We start from the raw sequence: 25,258 nt of genomic DNA, 5'->3' as shown, positions 1-25,258 counted from the left end.
GTTCAGGCGGCGTTCGGCCCCTGGAACGTCCTTCGGTAGGCGTTCGGGGTCGTCCCCAGGGCGCGTACGAACTGGTGGCGCAGCGCGGCCGCAGTTCCGAACCCTGTTCGACTCGCGATCGCGTCCACCGTCTCGTCCGTGGCCTCCAGCAACTCCTGCGCCAGCAGCACACGTTGGCGCAGGATCCAGCGGTAGGGGGTCGTACCGGTCTCCTGCTGGAAGCGGCGGGCGAAGGTGCGCGGGGACATCAGCGCACGCTCGGCGAGCTGCTCGACGGTGACGTCCTCGTCGAGGTGCCGTTCCATCCAGGCCAGCACCTCGCCGACCGTGTCGCAGTGGGAGCGGGGCAGCGGGCGCTCGATGTACTGGGCCTGCCCGCCGTCCCGGTGCGGCGGCACCACCATGCGCCGGGCGATCTTGTTGGCGACCTCGGGCCCCTGTTCCTGGCGCACGATGTGCAGACAGGCGTCGATGCCGGCGGCGGTGCCGGCGCTGGTGACTACCGGCCCCTCGTCGACATACAGCACGTCGGATTCGACGATCGCCCCCGGATGCCGTAGCGACAGCTCCCCGGCGTGCTTCCAGTGCGCACTGCACCGCCGCCCGTCGAGCAGTCCCGCGGCACCCAGCACGAAGACACCGGAGCACACGCTGAGCACCCGGGCGCCCCGGTCGACGGCTCTGACCAGGGCGTCCAGCAATGCGGGCGGATAGTCACGGGTGACGTACTCGCTGCCGGCCGGTACCGCGATCAGGTCGGCCTCCTCCAGCCGCTCCAGACCGTACGGCGTGGAGACGGTGAGTCCGCCGACGTGGGTGCCCAGCGTCGGCCCCTCCGCCGAGACGACCGCGAAATCGTAGGTCGGCAGCCCCTCGTCGCTGCGATCGATGCCGAACACCTCGCAGACGACGCCCATTTCAAAGAGATGCACACCGTCGAGCAGGACGGCGGCGACGTTTTTCAGCATGCTGCCAGTGTGCCTCGATGCTGGCAGTAAATCGAGGTTCCACGGCAGTCCTGCCACTGTTCGTAAGGAGTGTACGGAGCGACAGTGGTGTCATGACTGCAGAACAGACACAGACACTGCTCGCCATGATCGTCGTCCTCGGGATGTTCGTCCTCCTGGCCCTCCCGTCACTGATCGGCGCGATGCGCGACCGGCGCATCGACCGTCAGATCAGGGAGGCCCAGGAACGCGACAGGACCGAGGCTCAGAAGTCCTCGTCCAGGTCGACGGTGCCCTCCACCGCCACCTGGTACGCCGAGGGCCGCCGCTCGAAGAAGTTGGTCAACTCCTGAACACCCTGCAGCTCCATGAAGGAGAAGGGGTTCTCGGAGCCGTACACCGGAGCGAAGCCGAGACGCGTCAGACGCTGATCGGCGACACACTCCAGGTACTGCCGCATCGAGTCGGTGTTCATCCCCGGGAGGCCGTCACCACACAGGTCGCGCGCGAACTGCAGCTCGGCCTCGACGGCCTCCCTCAGCATGTCGGTGACCTCCTGCTCGAGCTGGTCGTCGAACAGCTCCGGCTCCTCCTTGCGGACGGTGTCGACCACGTCGAAGGCGAAGCTCATGTGCATCGTCTCGTCGCGGAACACCCAGTTGGTGCCGGTGGCGAGGCCGTGCAGCAGACCCCGGCTGCGGAACCAGTAGACGTACGCGAAGGCGCCGTAGAAGAACAGGCCCTCGATGCACGCGGCGAAGCAGATCAGGTTGAGCAGGAAGCGGCGCCGGTCCGCCTTGGTCTGCAGGCTGTCCAGCTTCTCGACCTCGTTGATCCACTTGAAGCAGAACTCGGCCTTCTCGCGGATGGACGGGATGTTCTCGACGGCGTCGAAGGCCGCCGCCCGGTCCTCCGGGTCGGGGAGATAGGTGTCGAGCAGCGTCAGGTAGAACTGGACGTGCACGGCCTCCTCGAAGAGCTGCCGACTCAGATACAGCCGCGCCTCGGGGGAGTTGATGTGCTTGTAGAGCGTCAGCACCAGGTTGTTCGCGACGATCGAGTCGCCCGTCGCGAAGAACGCGACCAGCCGGCCGATCATGTGCTGCTCACCCTCGGACAGCTTCGCCAGGTCGGCGACGTCCGAGTGGAGGTCGACCTCCTCGACGGTCCAGGTGTTCTTGATCGCGTCCCGGTAGCGCTCGTAGAAGTCCGGGTAGCGCATGGGGCGCAGGGTCAGTTCGAAGCCCGGGTCGAGCAGGTTGCTGTTACGGGTGGTCATTACTGGCAGGCCTCGCAGGACTCGGGGTTTTCCAGGGAGCAGGCGACGGCGTCGGGCTCGGCGACCTGCTGGACGGGGATGGTCTTCTCGGGCTGGGGCGCCTGGCCCTGGGCGGCGCGGGCGATGCGGGTCGCCGGGCGCGAGCGCAGGTAGTACGTCGTCTTCAGGCCCGACTTCCAGGCGTACGCGTACATCGAGGAGAGCTTTCCGATGGTCGGCGTCTCCAGGAACAGGTTCAGGGACTGCGCCTGGTCGAGGAACGGGGTCCGCGCCGCCGCCATGTCGATCAGGCCGCGCTGCGGGATCTCCCACGCCGTGCGGTAGAGCCGCCGTACGTCCTCGGGGATCCAGGCGAACTCCTGCACCGAGCCGTTCGCCTCGCGCAGCGCCTCACGGGTGCGGGCGTCCCAGACGCCGAGCTCCTTGAGCTCGTTGACCAGGTAGGAGTTGACCTGGAGGAACTCTCCGGAGAGCGTCTCGCGCTTGAACAGGTTGGAGACCTGCGGCTCGATGCACTCGTAGACACCGGCGATCGACGCGATGGTCGCGGTGGGCGCGATGGCGAGGAGGAGGGAGTTGCGCATGCCGGTGGTGGCGATACGGCTGCGCAGGGCAGCCCAGCGCTCCGGCCAGGTCAGCTCGACACCGTAGTGGTCGGGGTGCAGGACACCCCGGGCGGTACGGGTCTTCTCCCAGGCCGGCAACGGTCCGTTGCGCTCGGCGAGGTCGGCGGAGGCCTCGTAGGAGGCGAGCATGATGCGCTCGGCGATCCGGGTCGACAGGGCTTTCGCCTCGGCCGAGTCGAAGGGCAGGCGCAGTTTGAAGAAGACGTCCTGCAGGCCCATGGCGCCGAGTCCGACCGGCCGCCACTTGGCGTTCGACCGGCCCGCCTGCTCGGTCGGGTAGAAGTTGATGTCGACGACCCGGTCGAGGAACGTGACGGCCGTGCGGACGGTGGCGTCGAGCCGCTCCCAGTCGATGTCGCCGGTCATCGTGTTCACGAAGGCGCCGAGGTTGACCGACCCCAGGTTGCAGACCGCCGTCTCCCCGTCGTCCGTGACCTCCAGGATCTCCGTGCAGAGGTTGGAGGAGTGGACGACATGGCCCGGCAGGGCCGTCTGGTTGGCGGTGCGGTTGGCGGCGTCCTTGAAGGTCATCCAGCCGTTGCCGGTCTGCGCGAGGGTGCGCATCATGCGGCCGTACAGGTCACGGGCGGGAATGGTCTTCTTCGCGAGCCCGGCCGCCTCGGCCTTGCGGTACGCGGCGTCGAACTCGTCGCCCCACAGGTCCACGAGATCCGGCACGTCCGACGGCGAGAACAGCGACCACGGCTGGTCGGCGTTGACCCGGCGCATGAACTCGTCCGGGACCCAGTGCGCGAGGTTCAGGTTGTGCGTACGGCGGGCGTCCTCACCGGTGTTGTCGCGCAGCTCCAGGAACTCCTCGATGTCGGAGTGCCAGGTCTCCAGGTACACCGCGGCCGCGCCCTTGCGCCGGCCGCCCTGGTTCACCGCGGCGACCGAGGCGTCGAGGGTCTTCAGGAACGGGACGATGCCGTTGGAGTGACCGTTGGTGCCGCGGATCAGCGAACCCCGGGAGCGGATACGGGAGTACGACAGCCCGATGCCGCCGGCGTGCTTGGAGAGGCGGGCGACCTGGTGGTAGCGGTCGTAGATGGAGTCCAGCTCGTCCTTGGGGGAGTCGAGGAGGTAGCAGGACGACATCTGGGGGTGCCGGGTGCCGGAGTTGAAGAGGGTGGGGGAGGACGGGAGGTAGTCGAGGCGGCTCATGAGCCCGTAGAGCGCGGAGACTTCGTCCACCGACCGGGCGGTGTCGTCCTCGGCGAGACCGGCGGCGACGCGCAGCATGAAGTGCTGGGGCGTCTCGACGACCTTGCGGGTGATGGGGTGCCGCAGGAGGTACCGGCTGTGCAGGGTGCGCAGGCCGAAGTAGCCGAAGCGGTCGTCGGCGTCGGTGTCGACCAGGGCGTCGAGGCGGGCCGCGTGCAGCCGCACGAACTCGGCGGTCCGGTCGGCGATGAGGCCCTCACGGTGTCCGACCGCGACCGATCCGGTGAAGGACGTCACGCCCTGCGAGGCGGCCTCGGCGGCGATGGAGAGGGTCAGCAGCCGGGCGGCGAGCCTGCTGTAGGCGGGGTCCTCGGAGATCAGGCCGGCCGCCGCCTCGGTGGCCAGCTCGCGCAGCTCCGCCTCGTCCGCGAACGCGGACCGGCCGCGCAGCGCGGCGGCGGCGACCCGGCCGGGGTCGGCGTCGGCGAGGTCGGCGGTCAGCTCGGTCAGGGTCCGCAGCAAGGCGGTTCCCGGAGCGTCCTCGTCCGTGGGGACGGTAGGAACGGCTGAGGCCGGGTCTGCTGGCGCGATGGTCACGTGGGGGCTCTCCCTCGCTCGGCACGGGGGCCTCGGCGAGGGCAGGGGGCAGCACACGAGCGCACACGGCGTCGCGTCCACCGGCCCATTCCACGAGGCCCGGACGTCGGGCGCACCGGCCGGGTGGCCGGGCGCGCTGTCGGCAGGTCCTCGGACTGACTCCTGCGCACGCCGGTCCTGGGAACAGACATGCACAAGTACACCGTTGCGGGACAGTTCCGGATTCGCACCGGATTCCCCTGCGGCGACAGCGAGCATGAGCATACATCTTGTGCTCACCCGCCACGCCACCCCCAGATGTTGTGTCGTGCTGGTTTCAGAGCGTCAACTTGTAGGTGAGGAGAGTGATGTCGGCGAGTATCCGGATCTCGACCCTCGCCGGGGCGCGCATGCCGGCCATGGGGCCGCCGGGTTGCGGGGAGTTCCGGGAGTGCTTCCATGGAGATAGGTGTCGGCGCCCCGCGGTCGCTCCGTTTCGAGAGTCCTTCTCGGAAGGAGACGAACGATGACGAGGGTCGTGCGTCGCCCGCCCGGCAAGAAGCGGCCGCGCGACGCGCCGATGGCGACGCTGGCTCCGAGACGGGCGGGCACCTGGGTCAGGCAGGGGTTCGTGGGCCACTGGCACCGGCTGATGATCCGCCTGGAGGCCCGCGGCGGCACCACCCGCCCCAGGAAATGGCGCCGGTGGTTCACCTACACCAACGTCACCCGGGCCATCTGGACGGTGGCCGCGCTCGCCCTGTTCGCCTGGGTGGTGGAGGGCCTGTACATCCTGATCTCGAGCAACACGACCGGCTTCGAGCGGTGGCGGCAGGGCAACCCCGGATTCGAGACGGTCATGCGCTTCGTCGGCCCGGTGCTCGCCGCGTCGATCGCCGCCACACTCTTTCTGTTCTGGTGGTACCGCTGGACCAAGCGGCGCTATCTCGCCAAGGCACGGGACGACCCCCACCGACTGGTGCTCACCGCAGGCCCGGACACCGCCGAGATCGTGGGCCGCGAGGAGATCGCCCAGGTCATCGCCGAACGGCTGCGGGAGCGCGCCACCCGCCGGCCCTATCTGCTGGTCGGCGGCGTCGGTGTGGGCAAGACCGCCGTCCTGGTACGCCTCACGGAACTGCTGGCGGAGCAGAACGCCGTACCCGTGCCGATCCGGCTGCGGGACGCGAACGGCGGCACCGACCTGAACTTCGAACGCATGGCCAAGCAGCGCTTCACCGAAGAGGCACCCCGGGGCATCCTCGCGCGCGGCAAGACCGAGCGGGTCTGGCAGCAACTCCTGGCCGACGACAAACCGGTCGTCATCGCCGACGGACTGGAGGAGGCTCTCCTCGGCGACGGCCTCGAACAGCACCGGGACAACATCATCCGGCGGGCCATCGAGCGCGCCCACGAGGAGAAGCTGCCCCTCGTCATCGCCTCCCGTCCGCACAGCCCGCTGGAGAGCACCCCGGCCGCGATCGTGGAGCTGGAACCGCTCAGCGAGGAGGAGGCCCTGCGGTTCGTCCAGGCACGCGTCCCGGAGACGGACGAACGCCGCGTGGACTGGATCGTGGAGACGGCGGAGGTGACCGAGTCGCCGGTCTACCTCCAGATCGCCCGCGAACTGCACCGCCACGGCGCCCTGGAGCACGACCGGCCCGACAACGACCCGCAGCACATGAACACCCGCAGCCGCGACCGCGGCATGCTGCGGCTGTGGCTGCTGGAGACCTGGGACGAGGCGCTGTGCCAGGGCAGGCTGCGCCGGGACGTCGCGCTGAGCCGGCAGGAACGCCGCGACGCCCTCGAAGTGGTCTCCGCCCTGGCCTGTCTGGGACTGCTCCAGGACAAGCTGGAGGTCGGCCTCGGAGAGCTGCTCGACTCGGACGTCCACCCCGGTCCGATGCGACGCGCGCAGGCCCGCGCCGAGCACCTGTGGGCCGGCGGACGCGCCTTCGACCGGTACGGCAGGCGCGGGAACGTCTTCTCCGAGTGGCACCGGCAGCAGATCTGGGACGTGCTGTGCCGGCGGATCGGCCCGGACGAGAGGAAGCGGTTGCGCGGCGGCAACATGGACCAGTGCCGCGCCGCCCTCGCCCGGATCGCACGCAATGCGGACAGGCTCGGACTGGTGGAGGGCTTCGAGCGCAAGGTCCGTTTCCCGCACAGCATCATCCAGGCCTACTTCGGCTATCGCGTGCTGCGGCAGCTGGGCGAGCGGGGCGCCGGCGAGCTCGTCGAGCATGTGCTCCAGCCGCCCGGGCCCAGCCGTGAACTGCTCATGGCCCTGGTGCTGTTGTCGCGCCGCCGTGCGGCGACGGTCCGGGCCCGCCGGGAAGGTGTACGGGCCGAGGTGACGAAGGAGGTCGAGGAACGGCTCCGCCGCTCACGGGTGCGGGGGCACACCCTGGCCCACCGGCTCTGCAGGGCCGCTGAACGCCGCACGGACGATCCGAAGGCGCTCGACCTCTACGCGGCCGCCGTGGAGATCGAGAGCGTGGAGGACGTTCCGCGGCTGCTGGGCGACATCCTGGGCGACGTGCGCAGGACGTGGGCCGGTTTCAAGGGTGACCGGCGCAGCCTCGACGACGCCAAGCTGAGGTTGCTCCGACAACTCGGAGCCGCCCTGCGGAGCGTCTCCGACCGGATCGACACCACCCCGCTCTACGAACAGCTCGTCCAGATCGGTGTGAAGGAACCCTCCTACTCGATACGCCTGGCCGTCGCCCAGGAGTTCGGCACCGGCGGCAACCCCGCGTTCGCCGTGATCCGCGGGCGGATCGGGCTGAACACCGACCCCGTGCAGGAGTACAACGACCGGCTCGGCGAGCTGAAGGCCTGGAAACGCGGTGAGTACGAGCAGGGGGCCGAGCGCATGGCGCGGGCGCGGGCCGCGGGCGCGCCCTCACGGGCCAGGACCGAGCGCATCGGGCGGCTCCAGCAGGACCGGCGCACGCTCAACCAGGAGTACCGCAGGAAGCGGGTCGTTCTGTTCCGGGAGTTCGTGATGCGCGCCTGGATGATCCCCATGCTGCTGGGCTCCGTCGACGAGGCGCACCGTGACGAGGCCCGCGAACGCCTCACCAGGTGGCTGCGTCACCTGGACCCGAAGGCCACCGGCGGCGCCCCCGATCTGCCGCTCGCCCTGGAGGCAGCGCTGGCCCAGGGCTTCAAGTACGCGGCCAACCGTCGGATCCGGCATCCCCGCGCCTATCAGGGCGGCCGCGCCGACCTGATCCGGCAGGCGGAGACCGTGCTCCAGCAGTCCCGGTGCTGGTACGCGCAGGTCATGCTGCTCCAGGCGCTGTGCCTGTGGAGGCTTCCGGACAGTGTCGGCGTCCATGAGCGGGAGGCGCACGCGATGCCGGGGAAGGACGGGCACGACGGCGGGCGCGAGCCGCCCCGGGCGCTGGGCGGGGCGAGCGCCGTACAGACGGTGGAGCGCTGGCTGTCGATGGCCGGCACGGTGAACCGGGCGCCCGGGCATCCCGAGGCGAACGGGGCCTCGCCCCGGCGGCCCCTGCATCCGTTCGTCGCCGAGGCGGGGGACCTGGTGGCCCTCACGCTGGAGACCGGGCAACCCGAGCGGTTCCTCTGGATCGACGAGAAGGGCGTCGCCGACAACATCGGCGCGCGCACCGGCAACCCCGGGGCGTACCGCAAGCACAGCCTGTGGATCCCGCCCTCGGTCGGCTGGAGCACCCTCGACGCGCGCGCCCAGCGCCTGGTCGCCGACGTACTGGTGATGCTGAACCTCATCGAACGGGACGGGCATCCGGACGAGGTCGAGGAGCGGATGATCCGCGCGGAACAGCCGGGGACGTCACTCCCGCCGTGCATCCGCAGCGACCGCCGCCCGCTGCGGCCCGACCTGCGGGCCGGCATGGCGGACCCGCCCACACCGGGAACGACCTGTCCGCCCGACTGCAAGTTCCAGCTCTGCCCCTACCCGCCCCGGGGCTGTGTGCCGCGCGGGGAGATCCGGGAGCCGTTCTGCCGTCAGCAGCAGGCCCTGCTGCCGGGCCGGGTACGCCGGCATCTGCCCCGGGGCCTGCGCAGGAAGACGCCGCGCTGGGTCAGCATGCGCGTGCGGGAACTCGACGGCTTCTGGCAGCAGATGGCCGGGCGTACGCGCAACTAGTGCGGTACGCCCGGCCATCGGGCAGGTGCCCCCTGCGTCAGTGGCTCGTCCCCGCCGTCGCGGGCGGCAGCTCGACCTGGACGCCCGCGTCACCGGCGTCCGCCGTGTAGTCCTCCGGCTTCGTCTCGTCGATGCCCTCCGGGGCTTTCGCGGCCTTCAGGACGAAGGTCAGGACGACCGTGACCACCACGTTGAGCACGAACGCCGTGAGGCCGATGTAGCCGATCTCACCGATGCCCGGGATCTCCTTCGCCGAGCCGCCGAAGTGCTTCTGGGTCGGGGAGGCGACGCCGTACGCGGCGACCGTGCCGTAGATCATGCCGACCGCCCAGCCGGCCAGCAGGGCCCAGCGGTGGAACCAGCGCGTGAACAGGCCGCCGACCAGGGCCGGGAAGGTCTGCAGGATCCAGATGCCGCCCAGGAGCTGGAAGTTGATGGCGACCGTCTTGTCCATGGTCAGGACGAAGGCCAGCGCGCCCACCTTCACCAGCAGGGACACGATCTTGGAGACCTTGGTCTCCTGGGCCGGCGTCGCGTCCGGCTTGATGAAGTCCTTGTAGATGTTGCGGGTGAAGAGATTCGCGGCCGCGATCGACATGATCGCCGCCGGCACCAGCGCGCCGATGCCGATCGCCGCGAAGGCCACGCCCGCGAACCAGGACGGGAACATGGTCTCGAACAGCTGGGGGATGGCCAGCTGGCCGTTCTGCACCTTGATGCCGGCCGCGATCGCCATGAAGCCCAGCAGCGCCAGCAGGCCCAGCATCAGGGAGTACAGCGGCAGGATCGTGGTGTTGCGGCGGATCACCTCACGGCTGCGCGAGGACAGCGTCGCGGTGATCGAGTGCGGGTACATGAACAGTGCGAGCGCGGAGCCCAGCGCGAGCGTGGCGTACGTCCACTGCCCCGCCTCGGCCGGGACCAGCGAACCGCGCGGCGCGCCTGTGGCCGGGTTGGTCTGGCTGTACGCCTCGCCCGCCTTGGCGAAGATCTCGTCGAAGCCGCCGAGCTTGATCGGGATGTAGATGATCGCCACCGCGATGACGATGTAGATCAGCGTGTCCTTCACGAACGCGATCAGCGCGGGCGCGCGCAGCCCCGAGGAGTAGGTGTACGCGGCCAGCACACCGAAGGCGATGAGCAGCGGCAGGTCCTTGATGAACCAGTTCGTGTTCTCGCCGCCGCCGACGCCCATCACGTCCAGCACGGCCTGGATGCCGACGAGCTGGAGCGCGATGTACGGCATCGTCGCCAGGATGCCGGTGACGGCCACCGCCAGCGACAGGCTCTTCGAGCCGAAGCGGCCGCGCACGAAGTCCGAGGTCGTCACGTAGCCGTGCTTGTGGGAGACCGACCACAGGCGGGGCAGGAACGTGAAGATCAAGGGGTAGACGAGGATCGTGTACGGCACGGCGAAGAAGCCGGCCGCGCCCGCCGCGTAGATCGCCGCGGGTACGGCGACGAAGGTGTACGCCGTGTACAGGTCGCCGCCGAGCAGGAACCAGGTGACCCAGGTGCCGAACGACCGGCCGCCCAGCCCCCATTCGTCGAGGCTGTGCTCGTTCTCGGCCTTGCGCCAGCGCGCGGCCAGGAATCCCATGACCGTGACGGCCAGGAAGAAGAAGATGAAGACGCCGAGTGCGACGCCGTTCACGCCGTCGTTCATTCCGACGCACCGCCCTTCCGGGAGGCGCGGCCGCGCTGGTCACGCTGCCACAGCTTGTACGCGACCATCGTCAGCAGCGTGGAGAGCAGGACCCAGAACATCTGGTACCAGTAGAAGAACGGAATGCCGGCGAACGCCGGATCGGTCTTGGCGTACGAACCGACCCACAGCATCGCCACGAAGGGCGCGGCGAGGCAGAGCCCGATGACGACCCGTATGGGCGTCACCACCGGCTCTCTGTTCACTTCTGGGGCATCTGACATCTGACGGCTCCGTCCCCTCACTGATCACCTGAGAAACGCCCGGGCAATGTAGGTGACGGTGCAACGACAGCGGAAGACCCTGTCCGCATATCGGATGTGGAGGATTGGTGTGCACGTCAACCATGCGCTCAGCAGCAGCGGAACCCCCGGCGTGGATCTGCTTCCTGACGGTCCGTCCGCATCCGCTCGAACTCACGCCGGGAGGCACTTCCGCGTCCGGGCGCGCATGCCGTACGTGGGCGACATAGCGGTCGTATGCCGACTCATCGGTCAGCTTCCCTCCTGTCCATGCGGCGACGGGAGGAACGTAGAGCAGCTTGGGGAGACGCGCTACACCGCGTGCGGGAGTTGTTGTCCCTTCATCTTCCCCGGCGGGCTCAGTCCTGAGGCCGCTTGAGTCTCGCCACGAACTTGTAGCGGTCCCCGCGATAAACGGACCGCACCCACTCCACCGGCTGTCCATCCCGGTCCAGCGAGTGCCGGGACAGCATCAGCATCGGCAGGCCCACGTCCGTGCCGAGCAGGCCGGCCTCGCGCGGGGTGGCCAGCGAGGTCTCGATCGTCTCCTCGGCCTCGGCGAGATGGACGTCGTAGACCTCGGCGAGCGCGGTGTAGAGGGAGGTGTACTTGACCAGGGACCTGCGCAGGGCCGGGAAGCGCTTGGCGCTCAGGTGGGTCGTCTCGATGGCCATCGGCTCGCCGTTCGCCATGCGCAGCCGCTCGATGCGCAGCACCCGGCCGCCGGCCGTGATGTCGAGCAGGTCGGCGAGGCGGTCGTCGGCGGTGATGTAGCCGATGTCCAGCAGCTGGGAGGTCGGCTCCAGGCCCTGGGCACGCATGTCCTCGGTGTACGAGGTGAGTTGCAGGGCCTGCGAGACCTTCGGCTTGGCGACGAACGTGCCCTTGCCCTGGATGCGCTCCAGGCGCCCCTCGACGACCAGCTCCTGCAGCGCCTGGCGCACGGTCGTGCGGGAGGTGTCGAACTCGGCGGCCAGCGTGCGCTCGGGCGGTACCGGGGTGCCGGGCGCCTGGGTCTCCGTCATGTCCAGAAGGTGCTTCTTCAGGCGGTAGTACTTGGGCACGCGGGCGGTACGGACGGTGGCGCCGTTCTCGTTCTCCGCACTGCTGACGTCGGTGCTCATGCTTCGCCTTCCCGGCTCCGGATGCGGGTCACATCGTGATCCCTTCTATATACCCGTCGCCGCCTCTTTTGGTCTAGTCCACAGTGCCAACTGGTCTAGCGGACGAGAGTACTCCGGTGGCGGTGTTTTCGCTGGCTTCTTACTTAAAGGTTCCTTCATATGTAGGTCGCATAACGGCTGGTCAGGCCCCTTTCCGTGCCCCTTGACACGCTTTCTGGTCTGGTCCAAGCTCCCCGTACTGGTCTACACCATTGGTCCAGGTCCCGGCCCAACGCTCGTGCGGGGAGGCAGGGGGGTTTGTGGCATCCCTGAGGAGGGTGGCGTGAAGCGCAAGCTGATATCCGCGATCGGTGTCGCGGGCATGATGATCTCCCTGGCGGCGTGCGGGGGCGACAACGGCGACGGCGGGGACAAGGCAGGGGCCGACGGCTACGCCGGCGAGACGCTCACGGTGTGGGTGATGGACGGTTCGTCCCCGGATCAGTGGCAGAAGGACGTCCAGGCCGCCTTCGAGAAGAAGACCAAGGCCAAGGTCAAGTTCGAGATCCAGCAGTGGAACGGCATCCAGCAGAAGCTGACCACCGCCCTGTCCGAGGAGAACCCGCCGGACGTCTTCGAGATCGGCAACACCCAGACCCCGGCCTACGCCAAGACCGGCGGCCTCGCCGACCTCGCCGACCTCAAGACCGAGATCGGCACCGACTGGGCCGAGTCCCTCAACGAGTCCTCCATCTACGACGGCAAGCAGTACGCCGCCCCGTGGTACTTCGCCAACCGTGTCGTCCTCTACAACAAGAAGGTCTGGGCCGACGCCGGCATCAAGGACACCCCCAAGACCCGCGACGAGTTCTACGCCGACCTCAAGCAGATCGGCGAGAAGACCGACGCCGAGCCCATCTACCTGCCGGGCCAGAACTGGTACCACTTCGTCGGCCTGACCATCGGTGAGGGCGCCGAGCTGGTGAAGAAGGACGGCGACAAGTACGTCTCCAACCTCGACGACCCGAAGGTCGCCGCCGCCATGGAGACGTACAAGAAGTTCCAGGCCCTGTCCAAGGCCCCCAAGGACAAGGACGAGGCGACCCCGCAGCAGGCCGAGGTCTTCGCCAAGGGCAACGTCGGCGCCTTCATCGGCATGGGCTGGGAGGCCGGTACGGCGATCGCGGCCAACAAGAAGATCGAGCAGGACATCGGCTACTTCACCATCCCGGGTGCCACGGCCGACAAGCCCGAGGGTGTCTTCCTCGGCGGCTCCAACCTCGCCGTCGCCGCGGGCAGCAAGAAGCAGGAGCTCGCCAAGGAGTTCCTGAAGATCGCGCTGTCCGACCAGTACGAGGGCGAGCTCGCCAAGCAGAACGGTGTCATCCCGAACAAGGAGTCCCTCCAGACCAACCTGAAGGGCAACGCCGTCGCCGAGGCCGCCGCGCCCGCCGCCGCGGGCGGTGGCACCACGCCGCTGATCCCGGAGTGGGCGGCCGTGGAGAACGCGCCCAACCCGGTCAAGACGTACATGACCGCCGTGCTGAACGGTAAGTCGCCGGCCGAGGCGGCCAAGCAGGTCGAGGACGAGTTCAACAAGCGTCTGGCGCAGAAGCAGTAAGGGCAACGGGTCGCGCCGGGGTGGGGGTTGCGCGTGACGCCCCCCACCCCGGCGACCGTACGCGGGCCCGCGTACGCAGGTCGAGACACGCAGGCCGAGTTACGCAGGCCGAGACACGCAGGCCGAGAAGAGAGATCGCGAGCATGACCGTGCAGACCGAACGGCCGCCTTCCGGTCCGGTGGACGCAGTCGGGAAAGCCGAGAGCGGTTCCGCCGGGCCGCCACCCCGAGCCGCGTCCCGCCTCGGCGCGCTCACCCCGTACCTCCTGCTGCTGCCGGCCTGCGCGGCCACCGTGCTGCTGCTCGGCTGGCCGCTGGTCAAGGACATCCTGCTGTCGTTCCAGAACCTCAACATGGCGCAGCTGATCCAGCACGTCACCGAGTGGAACGGCATCGACAACTACAAGGAGGTCCTCACCGGCGAGGACTTCTGGCGCGTCACCCTGCGCTCGATCCTGTTCACGGCGGTCAACGTCGCCCTGATCATGGTCATCGGCGCCCTGGTCGGCCTGCTGCTCGCCCGCCTCGGCAGGCGGATGCGGGTCACGCTGCTGGTCGGTCTGGTGCTGGCCTGGGCGATGCCCGTGGTCGCCGCGAGCACCGTCTACCAGTGGCTGTTCGCGCAGCGCTTCGGCGTCGTCAACTGGGTGCTGGACAAGCTGGGTTGGCACTCCATGGCCGACTACAGCTGGACCAGCAGCCAGATGTCGACGTTCTTCGTGGTCACCTTGCTGATCGTCTGGATGTCGATCCCGTTCGTCGCGATCAACCTCTACGCGGCCACGACCACCATCCCGGGCGAGCTCTACGAGGCCGCGGCGCTGGACGGCGCGGGCGCATGGAAGAGCTTCACCACGGTGACGCTGCCGTTCCTGCGCCCCTTCCTCTACGCCACGACCTTCCTGGAGATCATCTGGGTCTTCAAGGCGTTCGTGCAGGTCTTCACCATCAACGGCGGCGGCCCCGACCGGCTGACCGAGATCCTGCCGGTCTACGCCTACATCGAGGGCGTCGGCAACCAGCACTACGGCATGGGCGCGGCGATCGCCGTCCTGACCATCCTGATCCTGCTCGGCCTGACCGCGTACTACCTCAGGATCGTGCTCAAGCAAGAGGAGGACGAGCTGTGAAGCGCTCGCTCTTCGGCCGCCTGTGGCCCAACGTCACGGCCGTCGTCCTGTTCATCGGCTTCGTCTTCCCCGTGTACTGGATGTTCTCCACGGCCTTCAAGCCGACCGGCGACATCATCTCGGAGAACCCGGTGTGGTTCCCGACCGACATCACCTTCGCGCACTTCAAGCGGGCGACCGGCGTCGACCACTTCTGGACGTACGTCACCAACTCGCTGATCGTCACGCTCTGCGCGGTCGGCCTCTCCCTGATCATCGCGCTGGCCGGCTCCTTCGCACTCGCCCGGATGCGGTTCAAGGGGCGGCGCGGGTTCGTCATCGGCTTCATGATGGCCCAGATGGCCCCCTGGGAGGTCATGATCATCGCGATGTACATGATCGTGCGGGACGCGTCGATGCTGAACAGCCTTCTGCCGCTGACGGTCTTCTACATGATGATGATCCTGCCCTTCACCATCCTGACGCTGCGCGGCTTCGTCGCCGCGGTGCCCCGGGAGCTGGAGGAGGCCGCGATGGTCGACGGCTGCAGCCGCGCCCAGGCGTTCCGCAAGGTCATCCTGCCGCTCCTCGCCCCGGGGCTGATGTCCACGTCCCTGTTCGGCTTCATCACCGCATGGAATGAATTCCCCCTGGTCCTGGTGCTGAACAAGGAGGCGGAGGCGCAGACCCTGCCACTGTGGCTGTCCAGCTTCCAGACCGCCTTCGGCAACGACTGGGGCGCGACGATGGCGGCGTCCTCCCTCTTCGCCATCCCGATCCTGATCCTCTTCGTCTTCCTGCAGCGCAAGGCTGTCAGCGGCCTGACGGCCGGCGCCGTGAAGGGATAACGCCACCCGATGACGACATTCGCCAGCGGCACCGACACTCTGACACGTGATGCCCTGACCGTCCTCCAGCCCGGCTTCACCGGCACCACCGCCCCCGACTGGCTGCTGCGCCGCCTCGGTGAGGGCCTCGCCTCCGTCGGCCTGTTCGGCCGCAACATCGCCTCGCCCGAGCAACTGGCCGCGCTGACGGCCCAGTTGCGCGTCGAGCGCGACGACGTACTGGTCGCGATCGACGAGGAGGGGGGTGATGTGACGCGGCTGGAGGTGCGGACCGGATCCAGCTTCCCCGGCAACCACGCCCTGGGCGCGGTGGACGACGTGGAGCTGACGAGGGAGGTGGCCTTCGAGATGGGCCGCCGCCTGGCAGCCTGCGGAGTGAACCTCAACTGGGCCCCGTCGGCCGACGTGAACTCCAACCCCTCGAACCCGGTCATCGGCGTACGTTCCTTCGGCGCCGACACCGCCCTGGTCGCCCGGCACACCGCCGCCTACGTCACCGGCCTGCAGTCGGCCGGCGTAGCGGCCTGCACCAAGCACTTCCCGGGCCACGGCGACACGGCGGTCGACTCCCACCACTCGATGCCCCGCATCGACGCGGCGGCCGCGGTGCTGGCCGACCGGGAACTCGCCCCGTTCCGGGCGGCGATCGCCGCCGGCACGAGGGCGATGATGAGCGCGCACATCCTGGTTCCGGCCCTGGACCCCGACCACCCGGCAACCCTGTCCCGCCCCGTCCTGACCGACCTGCTGCGCGGCGAACTCGGCTACACCGGCCTGATCGTCACCGACGGCATGGAGATGCAGGCCATCGCCGCCACCTACGGCATCGAGCGCGGCAGCGTCCTGGCCATCGCGGCCGGCGCCGACGCGATCTGCGTGGGTGGCGGTCTCGCCGACGATGAGACGGTACGACGTCTGCGCGACGCCCTGGTCGCGGCGGTCCGCGCCGGCGAACTCCCCGAGGAACGACTGGCGGAGGCGGCGGAACGGGTCCGCGAGCTGGCCCACTGGACGACGACCGTCCCCGGCGCCGAGGGCGAGGCGCGTCCGGATGTGGGCCTCGTCGCCGCCCGGCGCGCACTGAAGGTGACCGGCGCGGAGGGCTTCACCCCGCTCACCGAGGCACCGTACGTCGCCGCCTTCACCCCCGTCGCGAACATCGCCGTCGGCGACGAGACCCCCTGGGGTGTCGCCGCCGAACTGGCCCGGCTGCTCCCCGGCACCGAGACCGGCGGCTACGCGGGGGAGGAGGCGGGGGAGGAGGCGCTGCAGGCAGCGGCCGGCCGCCGCTTGGTCGCCGTCGTCCGCGACGAACACCGCCACCCCTGGATGGCAACGGCCCTCGACACCCTGCTGCGATCCCGCCCGGACACGGTCGTCGTCGAAATGGGCGTCCCCCAGGCCAAGGCCCGCGGCGCCCTGCACATCGCCACGTACGGCGCGGCCCGCGTGTGCGGGCGGGCGGCGGCGGAGGTCATCGCCGGGGCCTGAGGCCCTCGAGGCTGAAACCTCTCCGCGACCCGCTCGATGCCCTGTGGTTGCAGCTCCACTCCTGAATGTAGTACTTCTTATACATGAGCGAGCAGGTGCACAACAGGTTGGCGATGGTGCGTGCCGAGCGCAAGGTGTCGCGCCAGAGCCTGGCCGAGGCAGTGGGAGCCCACTACCAGACCATCGGCTACATCGAGCGGGGGCAGTACAACCCGAGCCTCGACCTGGCACTGAAGATCTCGAAGTTCTTCGGACTGCCGGTCGAGGCGCTGTTCTCCCTCGAACCGTTCCGGCCGCTCACGGACGAGGTCTACGGGAGGAAACAGTCATGACCACAACGCGGCTGACGCGCTACGACCGGAGCATGCTGCGGTTGATGAACGACCCCCGAGGGCGCCCGCTGTACGCCACGACCACGCGTCGCCGGCTGGTGGTCGCCGCGCATGTCGCACTCACCGCGGCCATCGGGGCACTGACCGCGTACTTCTCCCTCGCGCCGGCGGAGCCGATGTGGGCGGTCATCGCCGCGGCGGTGCTGATGCTGCCCTGGATGGTGGCGACAGGTGTGATCAACGGCGCCACCCGGGGCCTGCTCGAACTGCGCGAACGCGCCCTCGACGAGCGGCAGTCGGCCGAGCGCAGGCGGGTGCTCGCCCGCGCCCACCGCGCGATGACGAGCCTGCTGCTCGCGGCCGTGGTCGGCCTGCTGGCGGCGGGCGCTGCCGACGGAGACGCCCTCCGCTTCTACGCGGCACCCGTCCTGGCCGCCGTCCTCGCGGCCCACTGGCTGATGCCGCTGTGGGTGGCCGGCCTGACCGCACAGGACGAGCCGATCGAGGACGAGCCGACCGGCCTCTAGAAGCGGCGAGGCAGCGGCCTCTGGAAGCGCGAGGCAGCCGGTCTCCGGGATTGGCGAGGCAGCCGGCCTCTGGAACCGGCGCATGTCCGGCGAGCGTACGGCGGGCCCCCATCGTGGGCGTCCGCCCTACGCATGCCCGGCCTGCACGGCCCCCTCTAAATCCCCTGCCACTCCGGCTTGTTGGCGTACGTGTGCCGGAAGTAGTCCGCCAGCTTCAGCTTGGACGCGGCGGCATCGTCGACGACGACCGTCGCGTGCGGGTGCAGTTGCAGCGCCGAGGCAGGGCAGACGGCCGCGATCGGTCCCTCGACGGTCGCGGCGACCGCGTCCGCCTTGCCCTCACCGGTGGCGAGCAGCACCAGGTGCCGTGCCTCCAGGATCGTTCCGATCCCCTGGGTGATGACGTGATGCGGCACCTGCTCGATGTCCCCGTCGAAGAACCGCGCGTTGTCGACCCGGGTCTGCTCGGTAAGCGTCTTGATCCGGGTCCTGGACGCCAGCGAGGAGCACGGCTCGTTGAACCCGATGTGCCCGTCGGTCCCGATCCCGAGCAACTGCAGGTCCACGCCCCCGGCTTCGGCCAGCGCCGCGTCATACGCCTCGCACGCCCCGGGCACGTCCTCGGCCGTACCGTCCGGCCCCATGAACGCGTCCATCCCGACCCCGAGCGGCTCCAGGACCTCGCGACGCAGCACCGACCGGTACGACTCCGGGTGCTCCGCGGGCAGCCCCACATACTCGTCGAGCTGCGCGATCCGCGCCCGCGAGGCGTCGACGGCGCCGGAGCGCACCTTGGCCGCGAGTGCCGCGTAGATGGGCAGTGGCGTCGAGCCGGTGGCCACGCCGAGCAGGGCGTCGGGCTTGCGCCGCAGTAGCTGGGCCATGGCCTCGGCTATCAGCTCGCCACCCGCCTTGGCGTCCGGAACGATGACAACTTCCACGCTGGCCTGCCGATCTGAAGTAGGTCTCGAAGGGCACCCTGAAGGGGCATGTGGTTTAGACCAATCTAACAGAGCGAGGCTACGCGGCCCAGGTGAACGGAAGCCTCGTGGACATTTCGGCGGACCGTCGGGCAGGCGTCATTGCCCATGGGGGAGTGGAATGGAGACTGTCCGCCGGAAGCGACAGTCGCCATGCCCGGCAGTGGGCGCGAGAGCAGGGAGGGTCCCATGACCACCTCGACCCCGTACCCTCCCGACCCGCACGCCCCTCACAACGACTTCCCCGGCCGGATCATGGCCCGCGAGATGGCCGAACAGCCCGCCGTGCTGCGCAGGATCCTGTCCCAGGGCGCTCCCGCCATCCGCCGCGTCTCCCAGGAGATCGCCGCCCGCGCACCCCGCTTCGTCCTGCTAGCCGCCCGCGGCACCTCCGACCACGCCGCGCTCTATGCCAAGTACCTCCTGGAGGTCCGCCTCGGCCTGCCCTGCGGCCTGACCTCCATGTCGACCACCACCGCCTACGGCGCGCGTCCCGACCTCACCGACGTCCTGGTCATCACCGTGAGCCAGTCCGGCGGCTCCCCGGACCTCGTCGCCTCGACCCGGGCCGCCCGCGAGGCCGGCGCGGTCACGCTCGCGGTGACCAACAACCCCGACTCCCCGCTGGCCGCCGTCTCCGAGTACCACCTCGACATCATGGCCGGACCGGAGAGGGCCCTGCCCGCCACCAAGACCTATACGGCCTCCCTTCTCGCCCTGTATCTCTTCGTCGAAGGTCTGCGCGGCGGCGACGGCGCCCCCGCCCTGCCGCTCCCGGACCTCGCCGAGCAACTGCTCGCCCGGCAGGACGAGGTGCGCACCCTCGCCGCCCGCTACCGCTTCGCCGAGCGCATGGTGATCACGTCCCGCGGCTACGGCTACCCCACGGCCAAGGAAGCCGCCCTCAAACTGATGGAGACCAGCTACATCCCGGCCCTCGCCTACTCCGGCGCCGACCTGCTGCACGGCCCGCTCGCCATGGTCGACAACGTCTCCCCGGTCATCGCGGTCGTCACCGACGGCAAGGGCGGCGAGGTCCTCCAGCCCGTCCTCGACCGGCTCCGCGGCCGCGGAGCCGACCTGGTCGTCATCGGCGCCCGGCACCAGGTCGAGCAGGCCTCGGCCGGATTCGTCCTGCCCACCGAGGGCATCGCCGAGGAGCTCCAGCCGATCCTGGAGATCCTCCCGCTCCAACTCCTCGCCTATGAGGTCACCATCGCTCGGGGCCAGGACCCGGACGCGCCGCGGGCGCTGGCGAAGGTGACGGAGACGCGCTGACTAGTGCAGGCTCAGCAGCGAGCCCCCGGTCGCGTCGATGTGCTGCCCCGTGACCCAGCGGGAGTCGGGCGACGCCAGGAAGGCCACCACGTCGGCCACGTCGGACGACGTACCGACACGTTTGAAGACCGAGACGCCCTCGGCGTGCGCGCGTATGCCGGGATCGGCGAGTGCGGCGCTCGTCAGGTCCGTGTCGATGAAGCCGGGCCCGACGGAGTTGGCGGTGATGCCGCGCGGCGCCAACTCGGCAGCGAGTGAGCGGGTCAGGGTGGTGACCGCGCCCTTGGCCATGTGCGTGGCGGCGATCGGGGCGATGGCGTGGTCCGTGGCGGCCGTGACATTGATGATCCGGCCGTGGTCGCGCAGGCGTCCGAGGCCGTGCTTGACGATGAAGAACGGTGCCTTCGCGTTGACCGCGTGTGTCCGGTCGTACGCCTCCTCGTCCGTCTCGCCGATCGTGGCGAAGGTCGCCATGCCCGCGTTGTTCACCAGGATGTCCACGCCCTGCGCATGCCGGTCGAATGCCTCCCAGAGAGTCTCGGCGTCACCGGGCACGCCCAGTTCGGCGCGGATCGAGAACGCGCTGCCACCCGCCGCCTCGATCGCGGTGACCGTCTCCTTCGCCGCCGCCTCGTTACTGCCGTAGTGCACGGCGACCCGCGCCTCGTCCTGTGCCAGCCGCTCGGCGATCGCCCGTCCGATCCCCCTGCTCGCCCCCGTGACCAGTGCCGTCCTGCCCGTGAGCACACCCATGCCGACGCCCCCCTCGCATTTACCTAGTGGTCCCTACAGAAAGAACGTACAACAGCCCGCAGACGTTTCTCTAGTGCTCGCTATAAAATGCACTCCATGGTGAGCGGCGAGGTGACGACGGAGACGGGGGCGGGAGCCCGGCCCGCGGCGAAGACGCGCGGTCGGCCCCGTTCCTTCGACCGTGAAACCGCCCTGGAGAAGGCGATCCTGGCCTTCTGGGAGCGCGGCTACGAGGCGACGTCCGTCTCCGACCTCACCCGCGCCATGGACATCGGCGCCCCGAGCCTGTACGCGGCCTTCGGTGACAAGCGCTCGCTCTTCGAAGAGGTCGTCCGCGTCTACACCTCGCGTTACGCCTCGTTCGCGGACCGCGCTCTCGCGGAGGAGCCCACCTCCCGGGCGGCCGTCGAGCGGACCCTGCGAGAGGCGGCCGGCGTCTATACGGATCCCGTCCATCCGCAGGGCTGCCTCATCGCCCACGCGGCCATCAACTGCACGACCCCGGAGGTCGCCGACTCCCTGCGCGACCGGCGCAACGCCACCATCGCCGCCATCCGCAGCCGCATCGAAGCAGACATCGCCACCGGCGCCCTCCCCGCCGACGTCAACGCCCCCGCCCTCGCCCGGCACGCCGGCGCGATGATCCAGGGCATGTCACAACAGGCGCGCGACGGGGCGAGCCGGGAGGAACTGGAGGCACTCGCGGAAATTGCCATGGCCAACTGGCCTCGCACATGAACCCACACGGGTTAGGCTGCGTGGTGGATGACAGGGCCGTCCCACTGCTTCTCCAGCTGGTTCGGAGCCCGCGAAGAAGCGTCAACAGCAAACACGCTCCAACGCATGGACACACCAGAGTGGTCTAGTCCACAATGCGAAGGAGTGCGTAGTACGAGAACGCACCGACTTCCGTCTTCCCCGCACAGGAAGGCGGACCGAGGAACCGGAGCTCTCTGCCCTGACTGCCCCGGCTCCTCATCCTTCGGCCGACCGGGACCGCACACCCCACGGCCGATATTGCTCCGGGCTGCGGTGCCGGGAGGGCTGAGGGTCCCTCTCAGGCGCCGCGGCCCGCGGGTGTTTCCGGGACCCGATCGCCTCCCGTAGTGGCTGGTTTCCAGCCATGTCCGTACCGCCAGGTACGCTCGGCCACGTGCCCTCCATGAACGAACTCGTACGCCAGCACACGGCCCTCGACGACTCCGACCTCGAGTGGCTCCACCTGCTGGTCTCGGAGTGGCAGCTGCTCTCCGACCTCTCCTTCGCCGACCTCGTCCTGTGGGTCCCCACCCACGACGGCACCCGCTATGTCTCCGTGGCGCAGATGCGGCCCAACACCGGCCCGACCTCGTACCAGGACGACATGGTCGGCCACCTCGTCCCGCGCGGCCGCCGCCCGATGCTGGACGCCGCGCTCGACGAGGGCCGGATCGTGCGGGAGGGCGACCCCGAGTGGCGCGAGGAGGTCCCGGTCCGCGTCGAGTCGATTCCCGTACGACGCGAGGGGCGCGTCCTCGGTGTCATCGCGCGCAACACCAACCTGCTGACCGTCCGCACCCCGAGCCGCCTGGAGTTGACGTACCTCCAGAGCGCCTCGGACCTCGCGCAGATGATCGCGGCCGGATCGTTCCCGTTCGCCAACCAGCAGGTCGACATGGACGCCTCGCCCCGCGTCGGCGACGGCCTGATCCGTGTCGACGCCGACGGCATCGTCCAGTACGCCTCCCCGAACGCGCTGTCCGCCTACCACCGCCTCGGCCTCGCCGCCGACCTCGTCGGCCACCACCTGGGCAAGACCACCGCCGAACTCGCCCCGACGCAGGGACCGGTGGACGAGGCGCTCGCCAAGGTCGCCAGCGGCTGGGCACCCCGCGAGTTCGAGATCGAGTCCGGTGACGGTGTCATCCAGTTCCGATCGATCCCGCTCAAACCCAAGGGCACGCGTATCGGTTCGCTGGTGCTCCTGCGGGACGTCACCGAACTGCGCCGCCGCGAGCGCGAGTTGATCACCAAGGACGCGACGATCCGGGAGATCCACCACCGCGTCAAGAACAACCTCCAGACGGTGGCCGCCCTGCTGCGCCTCCAGGCCCGCCGCATCGAGTCCGACCGCGGCCGTGAGGCCCTCGAAGAGGCGGTACGGCGGGTCGGGTCGATCGCGATCGTGCACGAGACGCTCTCCCAGAACCTCGACGAGCGCGTGGAGTTCGACGACATCGCCGACCGCGTGCTGGCGATGGTCGCCGAGATCTCGCCCGGCAAGGTCACCGGCCGGCGCACCGGCCGCTTCGGCATCCTGGACGCCGAGGTCGCCACCCCGCTGTCGATGGTCCTGACCGAGATCCTCCAGAACGCGCTGGAGCACGGCTTCCGCGAGGGCGACACCGGCACGGTCGAGGTCTCGGCCGTCCGCGGCGGCACGACGAAGCAGGTCCGCCTTCTGGTCACCGTCCAGGACGACGGCGTGGGCCTCCCCGAGGGCTTCGACCCGCACACCGCGGGCAACCTCGGCCTGCAGATCGTACGGACGCTGGTGGAGGGCGAGTTGGGCGGCACGTTCGACATGGTCCCGGCGCCGGAGCGGGGGACGAGGGTGATCCTTGACATCCCGGTGCGGGCGCACAAGTAGCCGCGGACAGCAACACAAGCGGGCGGGGACAGCAAAGAGCCCTGGACCATCTGGTCCAGGGCTAGTGCTCGTTGCTGCTCTGCAATCGCTAAGCAGGGGTACTGCGCGCTGCGGCTCGGGGGCGGGAGATGCGTACTCGCTGTACGCGCCGCCAAGCTCAGGCTGTTTGCGGGGCGGGTGTTGTCAGGCGGAGGCCTGACGGGCCCGGTTGCGGGCGGCACGGCGCTTCATGGCGCGACGCTCGTCCTCGCTGAGACCACCCCAGACGCCGGAGTCCTGGCCGGACTCGAGCGCCCACTGCAGACACTGATCCATAACGGGGCAGCGACGGCAGACGGCCTTGGCTTCCTCGATCTGCAGCAGCGCAGGACCGGTGTTGCCGATGGGGAAGAAGAGCTCGGGGTCTTCCTCGCGGCAAACGGCGTTGTGACGCCAGTCCATGGCTGCTACCTCTCCTTGGTATTACGTGCTGGTTGCTTGTGAATGTGAACGCTTTCACGAATCCCTCAACAAGTGAAGGGCCGAACGCCAGGTTCCCTGGCGAGGTCCTGTGATTTGAAGAGGGGTTCCGGTGATCAGTGGAGGCCGGTCTTGCGGGCCGTCCCGATCGCCACGTAGAGACTCGCAAACCTCAGCGACGGATACAACCCCTTCCGGAAAGTTTTTTTTGATTCCTCGGTGTCGACTAGGTCACAGCCGTACTTCCATGGGGTGGATCCTGGCCTAAACGTTCGAGTGAAAGGACTTTAGCCCGTTCCGCTCACACAATCACACGCAGTGCACGGCGTACGCCTGTGAACGTCACGCTCGTGCGCAGCCCCAGGTGGTCGCCGTCCATCTGAAGGGGCAATGGGACCTTCGAATGCAAGGTGAACTGGTCCAAGTCGTGCAGCGTGACCGCATGCCTGCCAGTGGCTCCACGCTCGGGGGACGAAGTAAGCAACTGGGTTGCATACCGGGCAACCGCGACCGTGGACATACGGCTGAGACCGAGTACGTCGAGGCCGGTATCGAACGAGGCCTTAGGTGCCGCGTACACCGGGCGATTGCCCAAATACGTCCACGGAGCGGTGTTGCAGACTATGGACAGCACCAAATCGGTCACCGGGTCCTGGCCCGGCCGCTCCAGTGTGATAGTGCCGTGCCGGCGGTTGGGCTCCTGCAGGAACTGGCGTACCACCTGGCGCAGGTAAAGGGCGTGCGTCGATTTTCTGCCCCGCTCGCGCTGCTGCTCGACCCGGCCGACGACGCCGGCGTCGAATCCGAGGCCCGCACAGAAGGTGAACCATCTGCCGGGTACGGCTTCGTCCTCCGTGCCCGGGGTGCCGGCCGCTATGCCCATTCCGACCGTGCGTTCGCTGCCTTCGCGCAGGGCGTCGAGCAGGGCGCCGGTCGCCTCCACGGCGTCGTTGGGCAGGCCGAGGGCGCGGGCGAAGACGTTGGTGGAGCCGCCGGGGACCACGGCGAGGCGGGGGAGGCGGTCCGGGTCGGGGCCGTTGTGCAACAGTCCGTTGACGACCTCGTTCACGGTGCCGTCGCCGCCGAGGGCGACCACCAGGTCGACGTCGTCGCTCTCCGCCGCCTGCCGGCCCAGGTCACGTGCGTGGCCGCGGTACTCGGTGGTGACCGCCTCCAGCTTCATCTCGCTGGCGAGCGCATGGATCAGGACATCGCGCGTACGTGCGCTTGTGGTGGTTGCTGCCGGATTGACCACGAGAAGTGCACGCATGACTGGCAGCGTACCTACTGGGGGGTACTGGGCACAGGTCGAGGTTGGGATCCAGTAAGAGATGAGGCGTGAGTCTCGACACGGGGGAGTGCCGTCGGATCGGCAGTGGGTTGTGTGCGGTCGGTTCCATGGGCGGTCGGCGTTGCAGCGGGCCTTGCTGGGGGCTGCCGCCCCA

At 69.1% G+C, this 25,258-nt stretch carries 21 protein-coding genes, 1 pseudogene and 1 riboswitch; of the genes and pseudogenes, 11 read left to right on the top strand and 11 right to left on the bottom strand.

Annotated elements, in window-relative coordinates; all coding sequences use genetic code 11:
- Positions 1 to 2: 2 nt before the first annotated feature.
- Positions 3 to 968, bottom strand: coding sequence for a helix-turn-helix domain-containing protein (locus ACWGDB_RS34585; RefSeq protein ID WP_453826084.1), 966 nt, complete (start codon positions 966 to 968; stop codon positions 3 to 5).
- Positions 969 to 1,060: 92 nt separating this feature from the next.
- Between ACWGDB_RS34585 and ACWGDB_RS34580 the strand changes: the two genes are divergently transcribed.
- The gene (locus ACWGDB_RS34580) at positions 1,061 to 1,300 is read left to right on the top strand and encodes a hypothetical protein (RefSeq protein ID WP_453826083.1); all 240 of its coding nucleotides are present in this window, start codon (positions 1,061 to 1,063) and stop codon (positions 1,298 to 1,300) included.
- On the opposite strand, the gene ACWGDB_RS34575 is transcribed toward ACWGDB_RS34580, so the two are convergent.
- Together ACWGDB_RS34575 and ACWGDB_RS34570 are read right to left on the bottom strand one after the other, a co-directional pair.
- Entirely contained in the window at positions 1,213 to 2,226 is a 1,014-nt protein-coding gene (locus ACWGDB_RS34575) for a ribonucleotide-diphosphate reductase subunit beta (RefSeq protein WP_453826082.1), read from the bottom strand. The genes ACWGDB_RS34580 and ACWGDB_RS34575 overlap by 88 nt on opposite strands.
- A complete protein-coding gene (locus ACWGDB_RS34570) occupies positions 2,226 to 4,613 on the bottom strand; it encodes a ribonucleoside-diphosphate reductase subunit alpha (RefSeq protein ID WP_453826081.1) in 2,388 nt (795 codons plus the stop codon). The genes ACWGDB_RS34575 and ACWGDB_RS34570 overlap by 1 nt, the downstream gene beginning before the upstream one ends.
- Before the next feature lie 124 nt (positions 4,614 to 4,737).
- Positions 4,738 to 4,877: riboswitch (cobalamin riboswitch) on the bottom strand.
- A gap of 241 nt (positions 4,878 to 5,118) precedes the next feature.
- On the opposite strand from ACWGDB_RS34570, the gene ACWGDB_RS34565 reads away from it, so the two are divergent.
- Positions 5,119 to 8,736 (top strand): ATP-binding protein, encoded by a 3,618-nt coding sequence (locus ACWGDB_RS34565; RefSeq protein WP_453826080.1) that lies wholly within the window; start codon positions 5,119 to 5,121, stop codon positions 8,734 to 8,736.
- 37 nt (positions 8,737 to 8,773) lie between these two features.
- Here the strand turns inward: ACWGDB_RS34565 and mctP are convergent, their stop codons facing one another.
- The 4 genes and pseudogenes from mctP to ACWGDB_RS34545 all read right to left on the bottom strand — a co-directional run bounded on the left by mctP (position 8,774) and on the right by ACWGDB_RS34545 (position 11,807).
- Complete coding sequence (mctP, locus tag ACWGDB_RS34560; protein WP_383602945.1) at positions 8,774 to 10,402, bottom strand: monocarboxylate uptake permease MctP; 1,629 nt, start codon at positions 10,400 to 10,402, stop codon at positions 8,774 to 8,776.
- Positions 10,399 to 10,665, bottom strand: coding sequence for a DUF3311 domain-containing protein (locus ACWGDB_RS34555; protein ID WP_453826079.1), 267 nt, complete (start codon positions 10,663 to 10,665; stop codon positions 10,399 to 10,401). The genes mctP and ACWGDB_RS34555 overlap by 4 nt, the downstream gene beginning before the upstream one ends.
- Before the next feature lie 128 nt (positions 10,666 to 10,793).
- Positions 10,794 to 10,981, bottom strand: a pseudogene (locus ACWGDB_RS34550) (YbdD/YjiX family protein).
- A 61-nt stretch (positions 10,982 to 11,042) separates the two neighbouring features.
- Positions 11,043 to 11,807: a GntR family transcriptional regulator gene (locus ACWGDB_RS34545; protein ID WP_030947772.1), complete on the bottom strand. Its 765-nt coding sequence runs from the start codon at positions 11,805 to 11,807 to the stop codon at positions 11,043 to 11,045.
- A gap of 322 nt (positions 11,808 to 12,129) precedes the next feature.
- Between ACWGDB_RS34545 and ACWGDB_RS34540 the strand changes: the two genes are divergently transcribed.
- From ACWGDB_RS34540 to ACWGDB_RS34515, 6 genes are all read left to right on the top strand, one after another.
- Positions 12,130 to 13,407: an extracellular solute-binding protein gene (locus ACWGDB_RS34540; protein ID WP_453826078.1), complete on the top strand. Its 1,278-nt coding sequence runs from the start codon at positions 12,130 to 12,132 to the stop codon at positions 13,405 to 13,407.
- Positions 13,408 to 13,550: 143 nt separating this feature from the next.
- Positions 13,551 to 14,537 carry a carbohydrate ABC transporter permease gene (locus ACWGDB_RS34535; protein ID WP_369273322.1) on the top strand — a complete coding sequence of 329 codons (987 nt, stop codon included), beginning with the start codon at positions 13,551 to 13,553 and terminating at the stop codon, positions 14,535 to 14,537.
- Positions 14,534 to 15,364, top strand: coding sequence for a carbohydrate ABC transporter permease (locus ACWGDB_RS34530; RefSeq protein WP_383602929.1), 831 nt, complete (start codon positions 14,534 to 14,536; stop codon positions 15,362 to 15,364). The genes ACWGDB_RS34535 and ACWGDB_RS34530 overlap by 4 nt, the downstream gene beginning before the upstream one ends.
- Before the next feature lie 9 nt (positions 15,365 to 15,373).
- A complete protein-coding gene (locus ACWGDB_RS34525; RefSeq protein ID WP_453826077.1) occupies positions 15,374 to 16,855 on the top strand; it encodes a glycoside hydrolase family 3 protein in 1,482 nt (493 codons plus the stop codon).
- Positions 16,856 to 16,938: 83 nt separating this feature from the next.
- Positions 16,939 to 17,187: a helix-turn-helix transcriptional regulator gene (locus ACWGDB_RS34520; RefSeq protein WP_453826076.1), complete on the top strand. Its 249-nt coding sequence runs from the start codon at positions 16,939 to 16,941 to the stop codon at positions 17,185 to 17,187.
- Positions 17,184 to 17,714: a hypothetical protein gene (locus ACWGDB_RS34515; protein ID WP_453826075.1), complete on the top strand. Its 531-nt coding sequence runs from the start codon at positions 17,184 to 17,186 to the stop codon at positions 17,712 to 17,714. The genes ACWGDB_RS34520 and ACWGDB_RS34515 overlap by 4 nt, the downstream gene beginning before the upstream one ends.
- A gap of 155 nt (positions 17,715 to 17,869) precedes the next feature.
- Here ACWGDB_RS34515 and nagB read toward each other — a convergent pair whose 3' ends face one another.
- Positions 17,870 to 18,655 (bottom strand): glucosamine-6-phosphate deaminase, encoded by a 786-nt coding sequence (gene nagB / locus ACWGDB_RS34510; protein ID WP_328879393.1) that lies wholly within the window; start codon positions 18,653 to 18,655, stop codon positions 17,870 to 17,872.
- Positions 18,656 to 18,883: 228 nt separating this feature from the next.
- On the opposite strand from nagB, the gene ACWGDB_RS34505 reads away from it, so the two are divergent.
- A complete protein-coding gene (locus ACWGDB_RS34505; RefSeq protein WP_453826074.1) occupies positions 18,884 to 19,972 on the top strand; it encodes an SIS domain-containing protein in 1,089 nt (362 codons plus the stop codon).
- On the opposite strand, the gene ACWGDB_RS34500 is transcribed toward ACWGDB_RS34505, so the two are convergent.
- Positions 19,973 to 20,725, bottom strand: coding sequence for an SDR family oxidoreductase (locus ACWGDB_RS34500; RefSeq protein WP_453826073.1), 753 nt, complete (start codon positions 20,723 to 20,725; stop codon positions 19,973 to 19,975).
- A gap of 96 nt (positions 20,726 to 20,821) precedes the next feature.
- Here ACWGDB_RS34500 and ACWGDB_RS34495 point away from each other — a divergent pair, with 96 nt between their 5' ends.
- Both ACWGDB_RS34495 and ACWGDB_RS34490 read left to right on the top strand, forming a co-directional pair.
- Positions 20,822 to 21,463: a TetR/AcrR family transcriptional regulator gene (locus ACWGDB_RS34495; RefSeq protein WP_453826072.1), complete on the top strand. Its 642-nt coding sequence runs from the start codon at positions 20,822 to 20,824 to the stop codon at positions 21,461 to 21,463.
- Between the two features lie 415 nt (positions 21,464 to 21,878).
- A complete protein-coding gene (locus ACWGDB_RS34490) occupies positions 21,879 to 23,354 on the top strand; it encodes a sensor histidine kinase (protein WP_427839993.1) in 1,476 nt (491 codons plus the stop codon).
- Between the two features lie 183 nt (positions 23,355 to 23,537).
- Here the strand turns inward: ACWGDB_RS34490 and ACWGDB_RS34485 are convergent, their stop codons facing one another.
- Both ACWGDB_RS34485 and ACWGDB_RS34480 read right to left on the bottom strand, forming a co-directional pair.
- Positions 23,538 to 23,795 carry a WhiB family transcriptional regulator gene (locus ACWGDB_RS34485; protein WP_006142322.1) on the bottom strand — a complete coding sequence of 86 codons (258 nt, stop codon included), beginning with the start codon at positions 23,793 to 23,795 and terminating at the stop codon, positions 23,538 to 23,540.
- A gap of 319 nt (positions 23,796 to 24,114) precedes the next feature.
- Positions 24,115 to 25,083 carry a diacylglycerol/lipid kinase family protein gene (locus ACWGDB_RS34480; protein ID WP_453826071.1) on the bottom strand — a complete coding sequence of 323 codons (969 nt, stop codon included), beginning with the start codon at positions 25,081 to 25,083 and terminating at the stop codon, positions 24,115 to 24,117.
- Positions 25,084 to 25,258: the final 175 nt, after the last annotated feature.

Source organism: Streptomyces sp. NPDC055013 (assembly GCF_053608645.1).
The sequence above is the reverse complement of the archived record's forward strand: the minus strand, read 5'-3'. Positions and strand labels throughout refer to the sequence as shown.